The sequence below is a fragment of the Sphingobacterium athyrii genome (genome assembly GCF_003071065.1).
Classification (GTDB): Bacteria; Bacteroidota; Bacteroidia; order Sphingobacteriales; family Sphingobacteriaceae; genus Sphingobacterium; species Sphingobacterium athyrii.
The window spans coordinates 763,689-784,767 of sequence record NZ_QCXX01000001.1 but is presented as its reverse complement, the minus strand read 5'-3'; the positions used below and the strand labels follow the sequence as shown (position 1 = coordinate 784,767).

The following is a 21,079-nucleotide window of genomic DNA, read 5'->3' as shown; positions in this document are numbered from 1 at the left end:
ATACATTAATGAACGCATTAGATAAATTAAATTTCTTGATCAATGATAAAAATTTAGACGTTGAATTAAGAAATATAGCGGAGAAAGTTTTGCGAGAGGAGCGTATCACTTTTGATGAGGGAGTTCTTTTATATGAAAAGGGTGAATTGGGGTATCTTGGTGTCTTAGCCAATTACATTCGTGAGAAACGTCATGGAGACCATACCTTTTTTAATCGCAATTTTCACATAGAGCCCACCAATGTCTGTGTATATGACTGCAAATTCTGTTCCTATTCCAGGCTGATAAAAGAGCGCGCCGAAGGTTGGGAAATGGAAGTCGATGGCATGATGGATATTGTGAAGAAATATGACAATGAAGCCGTTACCGAAGTGCATATTACAGGTGGTGTTGTGCCGAAGCAGAATCTGGAGTTTTATGCGGATTTCTTTAAAAGATGTAAAGCACATCGACCAGAATTACATATTAAGGGACTCACGCCAGTAGAATATTATTACATTTTCAAGAAAGCAAAGTTGAGCCATTATGATGGCCTGAAGTATTTGCAGTCTTGTGGCCTGGACTCAATGCCCGGCGGTGGAGCAGAAATCTTTCATCCGGAAATCAGGGAACAGATTGCGCACGACAAATGTACCGCTGAACAATGGCTGGACATTCATGAGCAGGCGCATCGTCTGGGGATGCATACCAACGCAACGATGTTATATGGTCACATTGAGCAGTTTTGGCACCGGGTGGATCACATGGAGCGTTTGAGACAGCTGCAAGACAAAACGGGCGGATTTCAAACATTTATTCCGTTGAAATTTCGGAATAAGGAAAACCAAATGTCGCACATCCCCGAGGTTTCGGTTATCGAAGATTTAAGGAACTATGCGGTTGCGCGGATCTACATGGATAATTTTGACCATATCAAAGCGTATTGGGCCATGATTTCGAGAGACACTGCACAATTATCGTTGGCTTTCGGTGTGGATGATATTGATGGCACTTTGGACGATACAACCAAAATCTACAGCATGGCCGGTGCCGAGGAGCAAAAGCCCGGGATGACAACGCAAGAGGTCGTGGAATTAATCAAAAAGGTAGGACGTCATCCCATCGAACGGGATACATTATATAATGTGGTAACAGACTATAAAGATGTTGTCTTTGACGAAGACTCCAAAAAGAAAAGTTATTACGCACTACCTGTTGTGAACTCATAAATTAGACTATACCCATTTTGAAAAAGACATTTTATTTTATACGACACGGACAGACTGATCTAAATTTAAAAGGCATTGTGCAGGGGAGAGGGGTTAATTCTCCATTAAATGAAACCGGAATGGCTCAGGCTCAGGCTTTCTTTGAACGGTACAATACAGTGCCTTTTGACAAAGTATACACTTCAACTTTATTGCGTACCCACCAGACGGTAAAGGGTTTTATTGATCTTAACTTGCCTTGGGAACAGCTCGTCGGATTGGACGAAATTAGCTGGGGAATCTACGAAGGAAAGGAGCAGACGCCCGAGTTGTTGACTGGTTTTGAACAATTGGTTGCTGCATGGCGTAACGGAGAATTGGATGTCAGTATTGAAAATGGAGAGTCTCCTAACGCATTGATGAACCGTCAGCAAGTTGCACTGGATCATATGCTGGCCCAAACAAATGAGCAAAATATCCTTGTTTGCATGCATGGTCGTGCATTACGTATTATGCTTTGCCTGATGACTGGCATTGATGCCCGATATATGGACGATTTTCCGCACACAAATACTGCTTTATATAAATTGCTGTACGATAATGGTCAATTTGAAATTATAGATCATTACAATACAGATCACTTAGAAGCATTAATGAATGAATAAAATTAGAGTTTCAGCCGTATCTTACACAAACACTTATCCGTTTTTGAACGGAATACGTAAATCAAAGGTTATGGATCAGATTGATCTCAGTGTCGATTATCCAAGTGCCTGCGCACAAAAAGTAATAGATGACGAGGCTGATATGGGAATTATTCCAACGGCCGCACTATTAAGTCTCCCCGAATATTACATCAATACGGATTTTTGTATTGGAACTGAAGGCGCCGTTGATTCGGTGTTTATTTTTTCCAATAAGCCCATTAACGAGGTGAAGACCCTCAAGTTGGACAAGCAATCGCGTACATCGAATGGTCTGGCCCGTGTGCTGCTAAAAAATTATTGGAAAAGAGATGTTCAGTTAATTACTGACGACGGGGTGGAGCCAGATGCTTATGTCCTGATCGGTGACCGCACCTTCGGTAAAAAGAATACCGTACCCTATGTTTATGACTTGGGAAAGGAATGGTTTGATTTTACTGGATTGCCTTTTGCGTTTGCACTATGGGTAAGCAATAAAAAGTTGCCCGAATCATTTGTGAAAGATTTCAATGATGCGCTCGCCTATGGCGTAGCTCATGCGACCGATGTCATTGAGGGACTGCCTGAATTTGAAGGATTTGACTATACAAAATATTTAACGGCACATCTTGACTTTCACCTAACGGATAAAAAACGGGAAGCTGTACAACGTTATCTGGGCTATTTAAAAGATCTGGATTGATCAAGTAAAGCTTAACGTGCCAAATAAAAAAAGAGGTTTGCCAGCAAACCTCTTTTTTTACACGTAGATACACGTCGTTATGCTTTCTAAGTTCTGCCAACTTTCACTTTTCGGCCTTTGACCTTCTGTCCATTTGCGGCATTAATGATCGTTAAAGCAAGTTTGCGTTTAACCGCAACATAAGCAACTTTGTCTTTGACTTCGATAATGCCAATATCGTCTTTTTCGATTCCGTCCAGATTTAACAGAAAGCCAACAATGTCAATTTTGTTGATTTTATCCTTCCTTCCTGCGCTGACATAAAGTGTCGCAAAGGGAGAATTTTCGGGAAGATCATAAAAATCCGGGAATTCTTCTTCAGCTGTATCAGCGGAAATGTAGGGATAATTTTCTTCGGGTTTTAATATCACATACACATCACCTTTGGCCTGCATACGTGCAGTGCGTCCGTTACGATGGGTAAAGTCATCTTCTTTATGCGGAAGTTGATAATGAATGATGGCATCCACCTCGGGAATATCCAGCCCCCGGGCAGCAAGATCTGTTGTAATCAAGACATTGTTGGAGTGGTTTCTGAACTTTAGCAGCGCTAGTTCGCGGTCCTGCTGCTCCAAGCCTCCGTGAAAAATGTCATGAATAATATTGCGATTATCCAATAAGTCACTGATATGGTTTACAGCATCGCGGTGGTTGCAAAAAATAATCATTTTTTTCGTGCCGATCTTGCAGATAAGTTTTAATAGCGCTTCCAGTTTCTTTTGGCTGGTTGCGACTACTTTTTTTATCGTGATCCGTGGGATATTGTCTGCATTTTTTAGGAAATCGACTGTAATGGGGGCCTGAATCTGTGTAAACGCCGGAATCGTTTCCATTGTTGTCGCAGATGTCAATATGCGCGACTTAATTTGGGGCATATGCCGAATGATAAAATCCATTTGCTGATGAAATCCAAGTTCCAATGACTTGTCAAATTCATCCAGTATTAGGGTATGGATCTGTGTCGGATCAAAATTTCCTTCTTCAAGGTGCTGTTTTATTCGACCGGGGGTACCGATGAGAATAGATGGCGCTTCTTTGAAAGCATTTTTTTCGATTCGTGTGCTATGGCCACCATAGGCGCAGGTCACTTTGTATCCTGTTGTCAGTTTCCGGATGACCAGCTCGATCTGTAAAGCAAGTTCACGGGTGGGCACTAAAACCAGAACCTGTACTTCACGGGCAATATCTTTTAGCTGTTGTAGTATTAATAATGAAAAGGCCAATGTTTTTCCTGACCCCGTAGGGGAGAGTAGGATGAGATCTTTATCTTGTTGATAGGCGTCCAATACCTTTTGTTGCATTTCATTCAGGGATGAAATACCTAATTTGTTTAGAATAGCTTCTAGCTGCATGGCAACAAAAGTACGAATTAAAACGAAAAGGTAATCCACCTCTTTCAGATGGATTACCTTTATTAGATTTTTGTATTGGCCTTTATTGCAAATGAATGCTTTTTAAGATCCGAATTATAATACTTTATAAGTATCGGTTTATAATATGTCAATACCTTCTTCTCGTAGAGCTTGTTTTTTATCCTCTTCCCAGATGCTGACCTGTACTTCGCCGATATGTTGTTTTTTTAGCATAAACATGCATACACGCGACTGGCCAATACCGCCGCCCATAGACTCGGGCAGTTCATCGTTAAGAAGCATACTGTGGAACGTGAGTTTGGACTTTTCGCTGCAATTTCTGATTGCCATCTGATGGGCTAATGCTTTTTTATCGACACGGATACCCATGGATGAAAGTTCGAATGCTGAATTTAAAATCGGGTTCCAAACAAGAATATCACCATTTAAACCATTGTATCCAGCTTCGTTAGTGGTGCTCCAATCGTCGTAATCTGCCGCCCGACCGTCATGTGCTACCCCATTGCTCAGTGCGCCGCCAATGCCGTACAGAAATACTGCCCCGTATTCTCTTGTGATGGCATTTTCTCGTTCTTTGGCACTTAAATCGGGGTACTTTTGCAGTAACTCTTCCGAGGAGATAAATGTGATGGTCTCCGGTAGGATCGCTTTTATATGAGGGTATTTACGTTCTACCTGCAATTCTGTAAATCGAAGTGATTCGTATATATGGAGTACAGTATCTTTCAAGAGAACCAAATTACGTTGATCCTTTGCAATCACTTTTTCCCAGTCCCATTGATCCACATAAATGGAATGTATGGGGGTGTAATCCTCATCAGGACGAAGGGCTTTCATGTCTGTGACAATACCTTCACCCGGTAACATTTCAAGCTCTTTTAGCCGAACTCTTTTCCATTTCGCCAACGAATGAACCACGACGGCCCGCTTTTCATTTAGGGATTTGATCGGAAAGGAAACAGGGCGCTCGATGCCATTCAGGTCATCGTTTAATCCTGTGCCATCCAGAACCACCAACGGTGATGAAATTGGAATCAGATTTAGCTTGTTTTTTAATTCTTGGACAAATGTATCTTTAACGAAGCTGATAGCAACTTCGGTATTTAAAAGTTTTCTTCCCTCCATATGAGTCAATTGAAAAGCAATGTACGGATCGTTGTACATCGCATCATTTTTTCTTATTCAGTTATTTGATACAAAAATATGAAAATAACATCTGCTAATATGTTTTGTTGTGATTTTTGATATTTATCCATTAAAATCTTGAAAAAATACAAATATTACAAGAAAAAGCGAATAGGCCAATATGTAATTATAAAACTATTAATTTGTCGGTGCAACTAACCTTGGCCGTGATAAAAAAAAGCCCTGAAATTATTTCAGGGCTTTTTCTGTTCTATTGGATGGGATCAGGTTATACCGAGAAACTTTCTCCGCAGGCACAGGTACGGCTTGCATTTGGATTATGAAATTCAAATCCCTTTCCGTCCAGTCCATCGGAGTAGTCAAGTTCCGTTCCCGCTAAATAGAGGAATGATTTAATATCTAAACAGATTTTCACTCCTTTATCTTCGAAAAACTGATCACCCTTTTTTTCCTCATTATCGAAATTCAGTTTATAGCTTAAGCCTGAGCAACCACCACTTTCTACAGCAACACGCACAAAGTAATTGCTGTCATATTGCTCATCCTTCATGATTTCCTCGATACGAGTCTTTGCTTTATCAGTAACTGTAATCATAGTTCTATCTTTGTCTACAACAAAGATACATACAATCTCGCTATATTTCGTCTGCTCTTAAGTTTTTAGAATGTCATAAATTAACTGATCAAACCCGCTTTATAAAGTTGCCATATTGGCGATTGATCCCTTATTTTTTGTACGGCTTCTTTGATCAATTGTGCACATTGTAGAATTTCTTCACGCGTAGTCAAAATACTTAAGCTAAATCTGATCGCAGAAAGCGCATCTTCTTTGGATATACCCATGGCCAGCAGTACATGCGAGGGCTCCCTTGATCCGGTTACACAGGCGGAGCCTGAGGACAGGGCCAAAGTAGGACAGGCGGTCATAATCTCGCTTGCGAGCACATGTTTAAAACTGATATAGCTTGTCGTTGGGAGTCGGGGAGTATTTTGCCCATGTATCGTGATTTCAGGGATATCAGCCAATTCATTTTCCAGCAGATCCCGATACTCCTGAACGGTCGCATAGACTTGCGGAGTTAGCATGGAGATCGCCATTCCAAAGCCGACGATAGCCGGAACATTGTAGGTGCCGCCCCGAAAACCATTCTCCTGACCGCCGCCTAAAATTAATGGTGTAAGCTGAATTGGCTTTGACTTGCGTCGAATGTACAGCGCACCGATTCCCTTTGGGCCGTGAATTTTATGTGCACTTAAACATAAGAGATCGATGGGGAGCTGCTGCAGGTCAATCGCAACTTTCCCGATTGCTTGTGTGGCGTCGCAAAAAAATAGAATATCTTCTTCTTGCGAGATGGAGGCCACCTGTCCGATCTCAGAAAGTACGCCTGTCTCATTATTCGCCGCCATCAGGCAGATTAGTATGGTTTTGGTTGTAATGGCACTTTTAAGATCATCTAGCGAAATGTGCCCTCGTTCGTCAACAGGGAGATAGGTGACTAGGGCACCCTGTTTGGTCAGCTGATCGCAGCAGCTTAATACCGCTTTATGTTCTGTAGCAGCTGTAATGATGTGATTTCCCCGGGACCGGTATCTGTCGAATACGCCCTGCAGTACGGTATTGATGCTCTCCGTAGCACCGGAATTGAAAAAAATTTCCTTTGGCGTACAATTTAAAGCCTTGGCGACCTGTGCTCTGCTCTGTTGGACCGCTGCATTTGCTGCTCTACCCATCTGGTGGTAAACACTGGACGCATTAGCGTAATTTTGGATGAAATAAGGGGTCATCTCCTGCCATACCTCATCCAAAATTCGGGTGGTTGCATTGTTGTCCAAATATATGGTATCCTTCATCAGTATAAAGATAAGGATAATGCTGTTTATGCAGAAGCTTTCACATCAACTTCCTTCTTTTTGACATTGGGGTCATAGCGTAATCCCGGGGTCAGCCAGTACATCAAAATGATACGTGAATACCGGTAATTGAAGGGAGACATTAATACAACACTTAATATAGCAACAGTCGCATAAAGAATGAAGGATGAATCATTTCCAGTAAAGATATAAGTTGCCATACAGGCTGTGACCATCTCCGCAATGGCAAATGCATAGGTGACGTACATGGCACCATAGAAATAGCCTGGTTCACGCTCATAACGAAGGCCACAATATTCGCAGTGACTGTTCATTTTTTGAACCTTTAGACCATAGGCCGGACCTTTATATACATGACCGACTCTACACCTTGGACATTTTGCTTGCCATGCCGCTTTAAATTCGGATAATTCGTATTTAACTTCTTCCATAGTTATAATTGTTTTCTGAACTCTTCAGGTGTGAGATCAGTGTATTTTTTAAAAAATTTGGTGAAATAAGAGTTGTCCTTAAACTGCAATTCATTTGCAATTTCAGTGATATTTAAATTTCGATTGATCAAGAGTCGCTTCGCTTCCAGAACAATTCGGTTGCGGATGATCTCACCCGCGGACTGACCGATATAGGCTTTACAGATCGCATTCAGGTGATTGGGGGTGATAAACAGTTGATCGGCATATATGCTCGGTAATTTGGTGGATTTAAACTGTTGCTCTACCAATTGCTGAAAACTATTGAATATTTTATGATTATACGGGTTGCTGCCCTCTTTTTGCTCTTTTTCTGAACAAATAGAAACAAACAATAAAAATTGAAGCAGAAGGGTACGAATATAATCTTCGGATAATCCGACAGACTTGGCCGATAAGATTTCGTCAAGGATATTTGTCGCCTGCGCACGGCAAGGTTCTTCCAGTTCAAAAATTAAATGTTCGATTTTACCCTGTAGGAAACTAAAGCGCTCCAGATAATCTGTCCGTAATAAAAAGGACTGGAAATAATCAATCGAAAAATTAACCACGTAACCCGCTTCATCACCCGCAAAGTTCCATGTATGCACTTGACCGGGAGCCATGAAATAAATCTGAAATGGCTGAATTTTGTAGTGATTAAAATCTATAATATGATTACCTGAACCTTTCGTGAATAGTACAAAATGAAAAAAATTATGCTTGTGAGGAAACACCATATTATCATGTTTGATGACGTATTCACTTAAATCATCAATATGGATAGTTGTTTTGTTGTTGAGATCCAGACTGCAACTATCTATGATGGGAATGGTATTTTTTCTATTCATAATACAAAGTTAGCTTTAATAATCTTTATTTAGTGGTGTTAATTTGTTGTTTTATGGTATTTTTCAACGATTTTAATATTTTGAACATCAGGCAAGGATGTTGGAACAATACTTGTTTCAAAAGGCGTAGAAATATATTTAATTCATATGGAAAGTAATTTAAATAGTTTGGAAACTAGATTTGGACGATTGACTGATATCGTCATCGATTCGATACCGGGTATTATTGGTGGTATTGTTTTATTGGTTATCGGTAAATATGTTATAGCTTTGGTCAACCGATTGCTGCACAAACGTTTTGAGAAGAGAAATGTGGATCCCTCAATCCGCACATTTATCTCCAGCATTATAAAGATCGTAATGTGGGTAATGTTGCTATTGACCGTGGCAAGCCAAATTGGCATACAGACCACTTCATTTATTGCAGCCTTGTCTGCTTTTGGTTTGGCCGTTGGTATGGCACTTCAAGGGAGCCTGAGCAATTTTGCCGGAGGTGTATTGATTCTGATGTTTAGACCATTTGAAGTCGGGGATTATATATCAAGTGCCAACGGTACTTCGGGGACAGTAGAGCGCATTGATATTTTATACTCGACATTGATCGGCGACGATGGTGTCCGAATCTTCAGCCCGAATGGTCCGTTAGCCAATTCGGTGATCAAGAACTATACAAAAATAGTTCAACGGATGTTTGAATACACGGTGAGCATATCATACGATAAGAATGTGAAGGATGCAAAGGACATTATTCTTAGGGTGCTTCGTTCTAATGAAACTGTGCTGACTGCACCTGAGCCAACAGTATTTGTTAAAGAATTGGGAAATAATTCAATCATATTAACGGTAAGAGCATGGACAAAGCGTGAGCATTATTGGGCTGCACGCAATTCGATGCAGGAAAAAATTATGCTGGAACTGGAACGGAATGAAATCAGTGTTGCACCCAATCCTACACAGATTAGCATTGTCCCTAATGCAAATGACCAAGGAAGTCCGGTTAAGGTCGACGTTTAATCATCTGCCAGAGCACGAATAAGAATAAAGTACCGGTAGGCTATTATGGCTTGCTGGTACTTTTTTAGTTTAAGCGGATCCTTCTTCCCATATTTGGGAAGAATTGCTTTATTGAGCTTATTTAGGAACTGAAAAAAATGTCGTTTCATGTATAGACTTCTGGATTAATTGTTTGTGGCATCTTTTCGCCTCTGATCGCTGCCAATAAATTGCTTGCCGCCATCAAGGCCATATTGTCTCTGGTTTCGACGGTTGCGGATCCGATATGGGGCAGAATACAGACATTTTCAAGATTCAACAAAGGGTTGTCGGCTGCCATCGGTTCGGGATTTGTCACATCGAGTCCGGCTCCCCATAACTCCCCCTCAAGCAGCGCCTTGGCTAAGTCTTCTTCTTTCACCAATCCTCCACGTGCAGTGTTGACCAGAATCGCCGTATTTTTCATGCGTTTAAATGTGTCCTGATTGAATCTATTGGCTGTCTCCGCAGTAAGTGCGGCATGAATGGAAAGAACGTCACTTTGTGTCAACAGGTCATCAAAGTTGACATATCTTGCCCCGAGGACCTGCTCGGCTTCCGCGTTGCGCCCACGGTTATAATAGATGATTTCCATGTTATACGCCGCTCTTGCTTTTCGGGCAAATTCGAAACCAATTCTTCCGAGACCATAGATACCCAATGTTTTATTGTTAAGTTCTATACCTAAATGAGCAGTTGGGTCAAAGCCTTTCCATTGTCCCCGAAGAATCTGTTTATGGTTAAAGAAAGCTTTTCTGGAAACAGCTAGCATCAGCAAGAAGGCAACATCGGCCGTAGCTCCAGACAGCACGCCCGGAGTGTTGCTTACGGGGATGCGGTATTGAGTTGCTGCAGAAACGTCAACGTTATCATAACCAACACTCATTAGGGATAGCGCTTTAAGATTGGGACAGTTTTTGAAAAAATCCACATCAAACCTTTGCATACCGCCATTCAGGACATAGTCGCACTGTTGTCCGGCTTGAATAAGCTCGCTAGGAGAGAGCGGAATGGATGAGTCATGTATTGTTACCTGATGTCCGGCAGCTTGTAATAAATCTATACCTTTTTGCGGAATTCGTTTCGTAATAAATATCTTCATGTAAATGTTGTGTTATCCTATAGCTTGTTGTAAAACAAAATTAAGAGGGCCCGTTTTATATGGCCTGTAATCAAAGTTAACTTTTAATCATTTTGGTCACAACAAAACAAATCGTTTTTATTAGAACAAAAAAAGCTATATCGTTGTTTCGATATAGCTTTGATAATGATATTTTGCTTTTTTATTTTGTATGAAGCAAATAATCCAAAATGCTTTTTCCTTGGTTATCGACTGAAATTGCGACATTGGACAAGACGACTACGGCACTTTTTTTATCCGGAGATAAAGCCAGATAAGAACTGCTTCCGGCTGTCCCTCCGTTATGCCAATAAAAAGTAAGATCATCAAGTAGGTTCATGTGCCATGCTAACCCCAAATCAGTGTCGGGCGGAAGAAAGAAGGTAAACAATCTAGTGTTGGCCATTGCATTTTCCAGCGGACTCTGCGGCATCTTAAACTGTGCGTTCGCAAATTTAAGTAAATCTTCCAAGGAGGATTTTAACCCGCCGGCAGCACTGAAAGCATCGAAAGACCAGGCCGTTACTTCCTGCCCATTCTTATCGTATACTTTAAAAGTATCTTTTCTTTTTGGATCTAATACCTGAAAGGTATTATTCATTTCAAGTGGTTTACAGATTATTTCGCGGACAATTTGATCATACGATTTTTTGTAGATGCTAGAGATGATATCCCCAAGTACCGCGTAACCAAGATTGCTGTATTCGTATTCCTGCCCCGGTGTCTTTTGATTTTTGAAACCGGATAAATAGTTATAGAGTGCTTTTCTATCGTATGCCTTGTAAGGGTCATTTCCGCTGTATCCTTTTACTTTTTCAAAGTTGTCTGGCAGCCTCGGAAATCCTGATGTGTGGTTGGCTAGCATCTGAAACGTTATTTTAGCCAGATCTTCGTTCTTTTGGAGTGTATCAGGAAGGAATAAGGATATGGGTTGATCTAACGTTATTGTGCCCTCTTCAACGAGATTGGACAATAAGATGGCTGTAAAGACTTTACTGAGCGAGCCGATTTCGTAAAGCGAGGTTGTTGTTGGTAATGTTTGATTGCCTTTTGCTGTCTCGCCGTAGAAATAGGTTTTGGACTGCCCGTTTTTAATAATGCCTATGGCAAGAGACTGGGCATTTTGTTGCTTTAGGTAAGAATTTGCAACAGAGTCGATGAAAAAGTCATCTTTGTCCACGGTTTTTGACGGAGTGACTGTCTCTATCGTTTTTTCTGGGCTGCTTTTATCTGAAGCAGGTTGGTTCAGCTGGCTAAAGTGTAAGGTGTTAAACTTAAGTGTTGAATCTGTGGCAAATAATAGCTCATAAGACTGACTGTCAAAATCCAGGCGGTAGGTTGCCGCTCCTTTTTCAAAACTAGTGATTTCAGAACTTTTTACCCTACCCAAAGGGTAGATCTGCCGCAACATCTGTGTGAATTTCGGAAGACTGTATTGCTGTTTATAGGAGTCGCTCGCTAGATTATAGGCAGAGTCTGTCATCTGGGAATTGATAAAAAATTCCAATTTGTTATAAACTCCTTTGTTGACCTGTTCCGCTTGATTTGTCTGGGCAAAGGAGTAAGAAGTGATGCCCAACAATATTGCTGTATAAAAATGTTTCATAACCATTGTTAGGCACAAATCTACGGAATGTTTAAATTCCAATCAATTGTTTTAATCGGGCATAGCCTGATTTACTGATATTGAGCTTCTCACCGGAGACCAATGCAGCGATATAAGAGTCCTTTTCGTAAGGCTCCAATTTAGCCAGCTGATCGACCTTAATGATAAACGAACGATGGATACGTACAAACTGATTTGGGTCGAGGGATTTTTCAAAAAATGCCATGGTTTTATTCTTGAGGTACATGCCATCTTTGGTATGAATCTTTACGTAGTCATCATAAGACTCCAGGTATTTGACTGTATCAATAGGGATTATTTTGATCTGTGTACCTGTTTTGACAACGATACGGTCGATCTTTGTTTCGTCTTGCGCAGCGAGAACCTCGTAGTTGGGTTGTACCTTTTTCTCGGGAGCGGAATAGCTGGACCTAAACTTTTCCAAAGCTTTTTTGAAACGCATCGGAGATACAGGTTTTAGCAGATAATCCAGGGCATTCTTCTCAAAAGCTTTTAAGGCATACTCATCAAATGCAGTTGTAAAAATAATAGCTGGAGGGTTATCGACCAGTTCGAGCATTTCAAAACCGGTCAATTTTGGCATCTGTACATCCAAAAAAACCAAATCCGGTTCATATGTCTGGATTGCTTTAACGCCTTCAAAACCATCTCCACACTCAGCCATAACGCTCACATCAGCTTCATTTTTTAAGTAGCCCGCAATAATGGAGCGTGCTAGGGGTTCATCATCAATGATAACGACTTTAATCATATTGAGGTATTTTTAGGGTGCTAGTAAATATATTGTCCTGAATCTGAGTTTCCAGAAGATCATTTCTGCCATATAGCAGATATAATCTACGTTGAATACTGGAAAGCCCAAATCCGGTTCCTTTTTTCGGTTTTGATTGTTCTTCTACATCAAAAGGGTTGGTAATTTGGATGTGAAGCTGGCCCTCATGTGAGGTGCATTTTATTTGTATGTCGACTTGGTCGGTAATATTGTACAATCCATGCTTTATGGCATTTTCTACCAAAGGCTGGATAATCATTGCGGGCAATTTACTCGTAAATATTTCCTCAGAGGAGGAAATGGAAGTGTTCAGACGATGACCAAAGCGCACTTTTTCAATGTCAAGGTAGAGTTGCAGATGGTCTAGTTCTTCTTCCAGTGTAATGATCTGATTGTTTTCCTTTCTCATCGTACCCCGTAAAAAATCGGACAGTTGAAATGTCATATTACGGGCTTCATCCGGATTAGCACCAATAAGGGCAATGATCGAATTCAAGCTGTTAAATAAAAAGTGTGGTTGCAGCTGTTGCCGCAAATTATAAAGTTCTGCTTCGCGAAGCAGGTTTTCGGATTCTTGTTTTCGTTTAATATTATTAATATTATCTTCCTGAATATTCCAGACGATATTAATAATAGCGACCGAAGTGAGGATAAGGAAGTTAACTATACCCCGAAAAGGTAGCGTCAAATCCAAAAGTGTGATAAAATTTGGCTGGATAAAATAATTCATTAAAAAACGACTCAATCCAGTACTAATGGCGGCCATAATTAAGCCTATGATCAATACCTTCCATATCTCCCGCGGTTGTGGTGTGTAGAAGTTTAACGCGGAGGACATACCGTAGCAGCAAAACATCATCACGGCACTATTGATCAATGAATCTTTAAACGCCAGTTGCGAATCAAAGCCTGAGCGTAGCATCAGTAAATATTGTAATGCAAGATATCCGATAAATACGGAGATACAAATAATGCCTATTAAACGACTTTTAATACTGAGCGTCAGCCTATTTTTCATCGATTAAGCATTTTTTATCGTTAAGTTACCCAAAATACAAGTGCCGGTGATGTAGATCTTTTTATCCGTATCCGGGTTGTAGATTGTCTGGAACCTTCGGTCATCGACAGATCCTAAGATAGAAGCCACATTGCTGAATACCGTCCAATGTGGAGGGATAATAATACGGGCACTGCCAAATAATTGAAAGGTGTCAATGACGATTGCCTGCTGGATGTCTGCTTTTGTTAGATCCAGTTCAATACTGCCAAAGACATTGGTCAAATTGCCGCCTCTAAAATGTTTGGAATAGATGACTTTCTTTTGGCCTGCAAAAATCGTGTTCAGATTAAGGCTGTCTTCAAAAGACTGATGAAATGAAGTGTTCTCTTTGTCGCCAAAAGCCTGCGCGTTGGGCGAGGCTTGTTGGCTTGATCCGTATTGTTCGTTAAAAGGTTTTGCGTCAGCATCCGGGGCCGTTGTATCAGCGGGACTATCCGTCGGTATATTGACCCGTTTATCCCAATCGTATGGATTTTGCGGCGGATTGGGGAAGGTAGGCGGCACCATCGGAGGTTTCCGTTTACTCATGATAAAATAAATCCCAAGCGAAATGATGATGATAGGGACGGTTACGGAACCAAAGTCAGTACGCATCATCCTTGAAATAAGGCTGGCTCCGCCGATAATTAATAGGATGATTGCCGATTTTTTCTGAAATTGGGAATTGACGCCGATAACAAGGCCGATGATGATCAATATCGTTGGCCAGCTAAATAACCAGTTCGGAAACCAGTTTCCTAGATTGAGGTTATTCAATAATAAGAATATACCTACAATGATCACAATGGCCCCCACGATATTGCGGCTGTTATTGCTGTTTGGTATGATAGGTTCTTTTTCCATAATGTTTTTACTATTTATGACTCAAAGATAGAGGCACAAATAAACTATACATATTCGCTTTAGGTAATACAACTTATATTTTCGGTAAATGTACTGATTTCGTCGGTAAAAAATATTGTTGTTTAATTTTTATCCGATGTCGGTTGAACGAATATATCATTTTTGCGGTTTATTGTCTTTTTTTTTAATATTATTTGGTGTATTAAAATGAATTATTATATATTTATCAAAGATTAAGATTACTTTAAACTTAAATAACAACCAATGGGAGATTTTGAAAACAAAGAGCGTGAAGAGGTTTTTTCAAAAAAGGTGAGAGCAGGTAAGCGAACTTATTTTTTTGATGTAAAAGCAACTCGATCGAACGATTACTACATTACTATCACAGAAAGCAAGAAGCGCTTTGAGGATGGCCAGTTTATTAAGCATAAGATTTTCTTATACAAAGAAGATTTTGAAAAATTTGCGGAAGGTTTGACGGATGTTGTAAATTACATTAAGTCTAATCAGGAAGTAATCGAAAAACGATATGAGCCTAACTTTGACGATGCATATGCTGAGGAAGCTGATGGTCGTTCAAAAGATGATTTTTCGTTCTAACGTGTTGTAGAATGAAATCTCAATGAAAAAAGAAATAAAGCCACTCGCGTGGCTTTTTTTTATGGCCCAAGGCAGTATGCACTTGGCTTGAATATATTCTATTGGTCCGAATGTATGCTAAATGATGGCTAAAAAGTCGTTCAGTACCCTGTTGAATTTTTCGGGTTCTTCGAGATTTGGTAAATGTCCTGATTCTTCAAATTCCACGAATCTAACATCAGGAATATTTTCAATGAGAATATTTGTCTGCTCCTCACTCATCAATTTATCATGTTTACCTTTGATCACCAGGGTCGGGATAATAATCGTTTTTAGAGAATGCGTTGTATCTGTACGGGTAGCAAGTGCAAGTTGTGTTGCACAGATACTGGAAAGTTCATTTCTACGAATACAGCTTTTGATGAGTTCGACAGCCTCTGGGTTTTCCTGAATAGTTTTTTCGTAGAATACATTTTCCGTAAAACCAATCGCAAATGGTCTTCTCCCATATTTGAGTAATGCCTGTATCGAATCGAATCGTTTTTGTTTGGCTTTATTGTCGTCCGCAAGGGAGTTGGTGTCGCATAAAATCAATCCTGCTAACTGTTGGCCGATCAGCTCATAGGTGCGTAGGGCGATATAGCCACCCATGGAGATGCCGCAGAGCACAACATGGTTGAGGTCCAGTTTGCGTATAAATTCAACAAGATCTTTGGCAAACACATCAACCGAAAAGAAACCATGTCCATTTGTGCTGAGGCCGTGTCCCCTGACATCAATGGCTATCCCGGTGTATTCTTCGTCAAGATCCAGCAATTGCTGTTTCCATGTATTCTTGTTGAAAGGGAATCCATGGATAAATAGGACGGTTTTAGGGGCGGGGTATGATTTACTGTGGCGGATATAATACGAGATGCTGATGTCTCCAATGCGGATTTTGCTGAGTTTTAATTCTCTTTTGCTCATGAATAATAACATTTGTCAGTGTCTGAAAAAAAAAGTTGATATTTTAAATATAATATTATCAACGAGATAAACGAAATGTTGTTTCATAAAGTTGAAAAAAGAGAAAAAATGTTTGTTAAATCCATAAATATGTCGATATTTGCATCACCAAAACGGAAAAGAATAAAGATCTGTTTTGGTTGCCTAGCGCTCCTAGCTCAATTGGATAGAGCATCTGACTACGGATCAGAAGGTTAGGGGTTCGACTCCCTTGGCGCGCACAATATACAGGTTCTGTATACTTAAAAAGAGGCATTCCTAGCTCAATTGGATAGAGCGTCTGACTACGGATCAGAAGGTTAGGGGTTCGACTCCCTTGGAGTGCACAAAAGCCAATCTTAAGGATTGGCTTTTTTACTGAAAGAAGGTGCTGTACATGGTATTAGAGGGAGATATGGAAAGTTCTTTTAAAAAAAAGTTTGTAAAAAAATGAATTCTGACTATATTTGCGTCACCAAAACAAATGGGACAGAGTTCTAAACGTAATGGTTTACTGCGCTCCTAGCTCAATTGGATAGAGCATCTGACTACGGATCAGAAGGTTAGGGGTTCGACTCCCTTGGAGCGCACGACTGAAAAGCCTAGTCATCATCTGTGATTAGGCTTTTATTTTTTAACTCGTTTTAATTTCTTAAATAAAACTATGCTAAACCTTGTAATATTTGGCCCTCCGGGTGCAGGTAAGGGAACTCAATCTGCAAAGCTTATTGAAAAATATCAATTGATACATATTTCAACTGGTGATATTTTTAGAGCACATATTAAAGGTCAAACGCCACTTGGTCAACAAGTAAGCCAGATTATTGCTGAGGGAAATTTAGTGCCAGATTCGATTACGATAGCAATGCTGGAAGAAGAAGTGAAAAAAAATCCTGATGCAAAGGGATTTATCTTTGACGGATTCCCACGTACTGTTGCTCAAGCAGAGGCATTGGATGCTTTTTTGGAAGGTATCAACACCTCAATCTCCGTCGTAATCGCACTGGATGTAAATGAAGACGAATTGAAAGCGCGCATCGCCAAACGCAAAGAGATTTCTGGACGTTCGGATGACGATGCTGATAAATTGGTGAAACGCATTGATGAGTATTTTACAAAAACTATTCATGTGTTGCCTTATTATGAAGCGCAAGGTAAATTATCCAAAGTGGATGGCATTGGAGAGATTGATACAATCTTCAAAAGCCTAACGGATATTATCGATAATTATTAATTGAAATAAATACTTTTTTAGACAGTAATACATTGTAATGGCGCAAGGATCGAATTTTGTTGATTATGTGAAAGTGTGTTGTCGTTCGGGACATGGGGGGGCAGGTTCGGCTCATTTGCACCGTGACAAGCATACCGCTACAGGTGGTCCGGATGGTGGTGACGGAGGCCGTGGAGGACATATCATCCTAAAGGGAACGACGAATATCTGGACATTGCTCCATTTGAAGTACCGCAAACACATCATTGCCTCTAATGGGGAGTCCGGGGGCAGTTCTTTACGGACTGGTGCTACCGGCAAGGATGAAATATTGGAAGTACCTTTGGGTACCATTGCAAAGGATGCGGAGACCGGAGAGGTGTTGTTTGATATTACCGAAGATGGGGAGACGAAGATCTTGGTTCCGGGAGGAAAGGGTGGTTTAGGTAACTGGCATTTTAAGTCGCCTACACAACAGACACCCCGCTTTGCGCAACCCGGAATGCCTGGCAAAGAGCAATGGATGATTCTCGAACTGAAGGTACTGGCAGATGTCGGTCTGGTAGGTTTTCCAAATGCTGGTAAATCAACCTTATTGTCTGTCGTTTCGGCCGCAAAGCCTGAAATTGCCAATTACCCATTTACCACTTTGGTGCCCAATCTCGGTATGGTGAGTTACCGCGATAACCGCTCGTTTGTGATGGCGGATATTCCGGGGATCATTGAGGGGGCTTCGGAAGGCAGAGGGCTCGGCTATCGTTTTTTAAGACATATCGAGCGGAATTCAGTGTTATTATTTATGGTGCCAGCTGATACCGATCGGACAATAGCCGAGGAGTATGGTATTTTGCTGAATGAGCTGACAGCATATAATCCCGAATTGGCGGATAAACCCAAGTTGTTGGCAATCACAAAATCGGATATGCTTGATGATGAGCTTGAAAGGGAAATGGAAAAGGAACTTCCCGAAGGGCTTCCCCATATTTTCATTTCGTCTGTTGCCGGTAAGAATATTTTGCCATTGAAAGATATGATCTGGAAAGCAATCAATTCCTGATCGCAAAGGAACATGTTATAAAAACGCTTCATTTATGAAGCGTTTTTTTTGAAATCACTTTTTATTGCTCCCGTTTTTCGTCCTAGGATCGCTATCTGGTTTAAAAAAAATAAGGCGGTTCTGAGGGAAATAAAATGCCACGCGAGGTATAAGGTCGTTGTACTCACAAAAAGATGGGATCCACGTCCTATTTTTTAGGAAGACGGGCAAAGATTGGTTATTCTTGCTCAACGTAGGTTCGTGAAGCTGTGAAATGGTTTTCAGCATGGATGGTGATATCGGGATAAAATGTATAATCTTTCAGAGTTTTTTACTAATTTCATTGACAAATTAATCTAAAATGAAAGCAGAAGATGAAAAATATTGCGTAGAATGTGGTCAGGCAATTCATGTCAAGGCAGAGGTTTGTCCTTTTTGTGGGGTGAGACAACCTATATTCTATGCGAATCAACCCTTTCAGCAACAGAACCGTAGCCTGCAGGATGATCGCTGGCTGCCCGCTTTATTGTTTTGTGTCTTTCTAGGCTCGTTCGGGGCACATCGTTTCTATCTGGGGCAGATCGGAACGGCAGTGATCCAATTGGTCACCTTAGGGGGCTGTGGAATTTGGTGGCTGATTGATCTGATCATGATCGTTGTTGGTAAATACAAAGATGCGGATGGCCAATACATTAAAAGTCCGATAAACAATAATTAATGGTCTTTCTCGTACTAAAATACCTTCGGTTGCATTGGATCTACTCCATCGCAATGGGGTATTTTAGTATCGCTATAGGGCTTTATATGGTGTCGGACATTCATATCCTTATTCCTTGTCTCTGGAAGGCGATCTCAGGACATGAATGCCCGGGCTGCGGACTCACAACGGCTTTTATTGCGCTGTTGCACATGAAATGGGGGGATGCCTGGTCAGCAAATCCAATGATCTTTGTCCTTATCCCGGTATTTATTTTTTTGATTTTGAAAGACTTTCGGCGATTTAAACGTCGATTGTCACATGCGGACTAAAATAATTGAAAAATGTTTTTCACTTTTAACTGATATGTCGTAACTTTGTCTCCCGTGAAAATTAAAGTAGAGTCTTTATTGGTAGGTGCCTTAGGAAACGGTTTGTCAATCGTGGTAATGCATTGTTAATTAATATTTTAGCCCATTTGAGGGCTTTTTTTATATCCAATAGGAACGGTTTTAAAATTCAGAACAGAAGAGATACACATTTTATAATATTACATCGATAATGACCAACTACAGCAAATTGCCTGCAATTTTAGTTTTAGAAGATGGTACAGTTTATCACGGTAAAGCCGCTGGTAAAATTGGTACGACTACTGGTGAGATCTGTTTTAATACAGGAACAACCGGTTATCAAGAGATTTTTACAGATCCATCTTATTTTGGACAAATCATGGTAACAACCAATGCACATATTGGTAACTATGGTATTGATGAGGATGATACCGAGTCAAATCAAATTCAGATTGCGGGACTAGTTTGTAAAAACTACAACATCAACTATAGCCGTAAAATGGCCGATGAATCTATTCAAAGCTATTTTGAAGAAGGAAATTTGGTGGGTATTTCCGATGTGGATACACGTTCATTGGTAAGGCATATCCGTGATAAAGGAGCAATGAATGCAATTATTTCTTCCGAAACACTTGATGTGGAAGAATTAAAAAGCCAATTAGCAAAAGTTCCTTCCATGGATGGACTTGAACTGTCTTCTAAAGTAACTACTGCTGAACCTTATTTCTTTGGAAATGAAAATGCATCTTTACGCGTCGCAGTGTTGGATTTGGGGATCAAGAAAAATATCTTGCGCAATTTTGAAGCACGTGATGTTTATACAAAGGTTTTCCCTGCTAAGACTACATTTGAAGAAATGGAAAAATGGAATCCCGATGGTTACTTTATTTCAAATGGTCCAGGTGATCCTGCTCCAATGGATTACGCCATCGAAACGGTAAAATCTATTTTGAATGCACAGAAGCCGATGTTCGGTATCTGTTTGGGGCACCAGATCTTAGCTTTAGCCAATGGTATTCGCACCAGTAAATTGCATAACGGACACCGTGGTATCAATCACCCGGTCAAAAATATTATCGCTAACCGTTGTGAAATTACTTCACAAAACCATGGTTTTGGTGTCGTAGCAGAGGATATCCAAAATTCCGAAAATGTGGAGATTACACACGTTAATTTGAACGACCAGTCTATCGAAGGTATCCGTATTAAAGGACAAAAAGCATTCTCGGTGCAATATCACCCTGAATCATCTCCAGGTCCACACGATTCACGTTACCTGTTTGATGATTTCGTTGCAATGATCAAAAACTAAGCAAACGTAGTATACCATAAAAAACCCTCCCTATTGTGGAGGGTTTTTTATGGTATTTGCTGAACCAATTATTCAGATTGGTCATATTTTATTCACAATAAATGACGGATTAAATACATTTTTTGTTATATTTGGTTGTGAAAAATGT

The 21,079-nt window shown here is 40.4% G+C and carries 22 protein-coding genes and 3 tRNA genes; 13 read left to right on the top strand and 12 right to left on the bottom strand.

From position 1 onward, the window contains the following. Positions 1-8 precede the first annotated feature (8 nt). The 3 genes from mqnE to DCO56_RS03595 are packed head-to-tail and all read left to right on the top strand — an operon-like array spanning position 9 to position 2,573. Positions 9-1,208: an aminofutalosine synthase MqnE gene (gene mqnE, locus DCO56_RS03605; RefSeq protein ID WP_108632358.1), complete on the top strand. Its 1,200-nt coding sequence runs from the start codon at positions 9-11 to the stop codon at positions 1,206-1,208. A 17-nt stretch (positions 1,209-1,225) separates the two neighbouring features. Continuing rightward, on the top strand, positions 1,226-1,852 hold the full coding sequence (locus DCO56_RS03600; RefSeq protein WP_108632357.1) for a histidine phosphatase family protein: 627 nt from the start codon (positions 1,226-1,228) through the stop codon (positions 1,850-1,852). Further along, positions 1,845-2,573, top strand: a complete 729-nt coding sequence (locus tag DCO56_RS03595) for a menaquinone biosynthetic enzyme MqnA/MqnD family protein (protein ID WP_108632356.1) — start codon at positions 1,845-1,847, stop codon at positions 2,571-2,573. The genes DCO56_RS03600 and DCO56_RS03595 overlap by 8 nt, the downstream gene beginning before the upstream one ends. An 86-nt stretch (positions 2,574-2,659) precedes the next feature. Here the strand turns inward: DCO56_RS03595 and DCO56_RS03590 are convergent, their stop codons facing one another. The 6 genes from DCO56_RS03590 to DCO56_RS03565 all read right to left on the bottom strand — a co-directional run bounded on the left by DCO56_RS03590 (position 2,660) and on the right by DCO56_RS03565 (position 8,306). Then, entirely contained in the window at positions 2,660-3,964 is a 1,305-nt protein-coding gene (locus tag DCO56_RS03590) for a DEAD/DEAH box helicase (protein WP_108632355.1), read from the bottom strand. Positions 3,965-4,102: 138 nt separating this feature from the next. Then, positions 4,103-5,149 carry an aspartate--ammonia ligase gene (gene asnA, locus DCO56_RS03585; protein ID WP_245935767.1) on the bottom strand — a complete coding sequence of 349 codons (1,047 nt, stop codon included), beginning with the start codon at positions 5,147-5,149 and terminating at the stop codon, positions 4,103-4,105. Positions 5,150-5,399: 250 nt separating this feature from the next. After that, complete coding sequence (locus DCO56_RS03580) at positions 5,400-5,726, bottom strand: HesB/IscA family protein (RefSeq protein WP_108632354.1); 327 nt, start codon at positions 5,724-5,726, stop codon at positions 5,400-5,402. 80 nt (positions 5,727-5,806) lie between these two features. Next, entirely contained in the window at positions 5,807-6,985 is a 1,179-nt protein-coding gene (locus DCO56_RS03575; RefSeq protein ID WP_108632353.1) for a cysteine desulfurase family protein, read from the bottom strand. A gap of 26 nt (positions 6,986-7,011) precedes the next feature. Continuing rightward, positions 7,012-7,437 (bottom strand): DUF983 domain-containing protein, encoded by a 426-nt coding sequence (locus DCO56_RS03570; protein ID WP_108632352.1) that lies wholly within the window; start codon positions 7,435-7,437, stop codon positions 7,012-7,014. 2 nt (positions 7,438-7,439) lie between these two features. Continuing rightward, the gene (locus DCO56_RS03565) at positions 7,440-8,306 is read right to left on the bottom strand and encodes a helix-turn-helix domain-containing protein (RefSeq protein WP_108632351.1); all 867 of its coding nucleotides are present in this window, start codon (positions 8,304-8,306) and stop codon (positions 7,440-7,442) included. Between the two features lie 147 nt (positions 8,307-8,453). Here DCO56_RS03565 and DCO56_RS03560 point away from each other — a divergent pair, with 147 nt between their 5' ends. Further along, positions 8,454-9,320 carry a mechanosensitive ion channel family protein gene (locus DCO56_RS03560; RefSeq protein ID WP_108632350.1) on the top strand — a complete coding sequence of 289 codons (867 nt, stop codon included), beginning with the start codon at positions 8,454-8,456 and terminating at the stop codon, positions 9,318-9,320. Between the two features lie 145 nt (positions 9,321-9,465). On the opposite strand, the gene DCO56_RS03555 is transcribed toward DCO56_RS03560, so the two are convergent. From DCO56_RS03555 to DCO56_RS03535, 5 genes are all read right to left on the bottom strand, one after another. Next, entirely contained in the window at positions 9,466-10,440 is a 975-nt protein-coding gene (locus tag DCO56_RS03555; RefSeq protein WP_108632349.1) for a 2-hydroxyacid dehydrogenase, read from the bottom strand. 181 nt (positions 10,441-10,621) lie between these two features. Next, the gene (locus DCO56_RS03550) at positions 10,622-12,064 is read right to left on the bottom strand and encodes a serine hydrolase domain-containing protein (RefSeq protein ID WP_181390439.1); all 1,443 of its coding nucleotides are present in this window, start codon (positions 12,062-12,064) and stop codon (positions 10,622-10,624) included. Between the two features lie 31 nt (positions 12,065-12,095). Beyond that, entirely contained in the window at positions 12,096-12,836 is a 741-nt protein-coding gene (locus tag DCO56_RS03545) for a LytR/AlgR family response regulator transcription factor (RefSeq protein WP_108632347.1), read from the bottom strand. Further along, entirely contained in the window at positions 12,829-13,875 is a 1,047-nt protein-coding gene (locus DCO56_RS03540) for a sensor histidine kinase (RefSeq protein WP_108632346.1), read from the bottom strand. The genes DCO56_RS03545 and DCO56_RS03540 overlap by 8 nt, the downstream gene beginning before the upstream one ends. Positions 13,876-13,878: 3 nt before the next feature. After that, the gene (locus tag DCO56_RS03535) at positions 13,879-14,760 is read right to left on the bottom strand and encodes a LiaF transmembrane domain-containing protein (protein WP_108632345.1); all 882 of its coding nucleotides are present in this window, start codon (positions 14,758-14,760) and stop codon (positions 13,879-13,881) included. A gap of 264 nt (positions 14,761-15,024) precedes the next feature. On the opposite strand from DCO56_RS03535, the gene DCO56_RS03530 reads away from it, so the two are divergent. Continuing rightward, positions 15,025-15,360 carry a DUF3276 family protein gene (locus tag DCO56_RS03530; RefSeq protein WP_077435530.1) on the top strand — a complete coding sequence of 112 codons (336 nt, stop codon included), beginning with the start codon at positions 15,025-15,027 and terminating at the stop codon, positions 15,358-15,360. A gap of 117 nt (positions 15,361-15,477) precedes the next feature. Here DCO56_RS03530 and DCO56_RS03525 read toward each other — a convergent pair whose 3' ends face one another. Then, positions 15,478-16,305: an alpha/beta fold hydrolase gene (locus DCO56_RS03525; protein WP_108632344.1), complete on the bottom strand. Its 828-nt coding sequence runs from the start codon at positions 16,303-16,305 to the stop codon at positions 15,478-15,480. A gap of 186 nt (positions 16,306-16,491) precedes the next feature. Between DCO56_RS03525 and DCO56_RS03520 the strand changes: the two genes are divergently transcribed. From DCO56_RS03520 to carA, 8 genes are all read left to right on the top strand, one after another. Next, positions 16,492-16,565 (top strand) — tRNA-Arg (locus tag DCO56_RS03520). A gap of 31 nt (positions 16,566-16,596) precedes the next feature. Continuing rightward, positions 16,597-16,670, top strand: a tRNA-Arg gene (locus tag DCO56_RS03515). A 169-nt stretch (positions 16,671-16,839) separates the two neighbouring features. Then, positions 16,840-16,913: transfer RNA gene (locus tag DCO56_RS03510), tRNA-Arg, on the top strand. 74 nt (positions 16,914-16,987) lie between these two features. Then, positions 16,988-17,557 carry an adenylate kinase gene (locus tag DCO56_RS03505; protein ID WP_104382693.1) on the top strand — a complete coding sequence of 190 codons (570 nt, stop codon included), beginning with the start codon at positions 16,988-16,990 and terminating at the stop codon, positions 17,555-17,557. 37 nt (positions 17,558-17,594) lie between these two features. Continuing rightward, on the top strand, positions 17,595-18,593 hold the full coding sequence (obgE, locus tag DCO56_RS03500) for a GTPase ObgE (RefSeq protein WP_108632343.1): 999 nt from the start codon (positions 17,595-17,597) through the stop codon (positions 18,591-18,593). 340 nt (positions 18,594-18,933) lie between these two features. Beyond that, positions 18,934-19,290 (top strand): TM2 domain-containing protein, encoded by a 357-nt coding sequence (locus DCO56_RS03495; RefSeq protein ID WP_108632342.1) that lies wholly within the window; start codon positions 18,934-18,936, stop codon positions 19,288-19,290. Then, a complete protein-coding gene (locus DCO56_RS03490) occupies positions 19,290-19,601 on the top strand; it encodes a DUF2752 domain-containing protein (protein WP_108632341.1) in 312 nt (103 codons plus the stop codon). Before DCO56_RS03495 ends, DCO56_RS03490 begins: the two co-directional genes overlap by 1 nt. 229 nt (positions 19,602-19,830) lie before the next feature. Continuing rightward, positions 19,831-20,931, top strand: a complete 1,101-nt coding sequence (carA, locus tag DCO56_RS03485) for a glutamine-hydrolyzing carbamoyl-phosphate synthase small subunit (protein ID WP_108632340.1) — start codon at positions 19,831-19,833, stop codon at positions 20,929-20,931. The last annotated feature ends 148 nt before the right edge of the window (positions 20,932-21,079 follow it).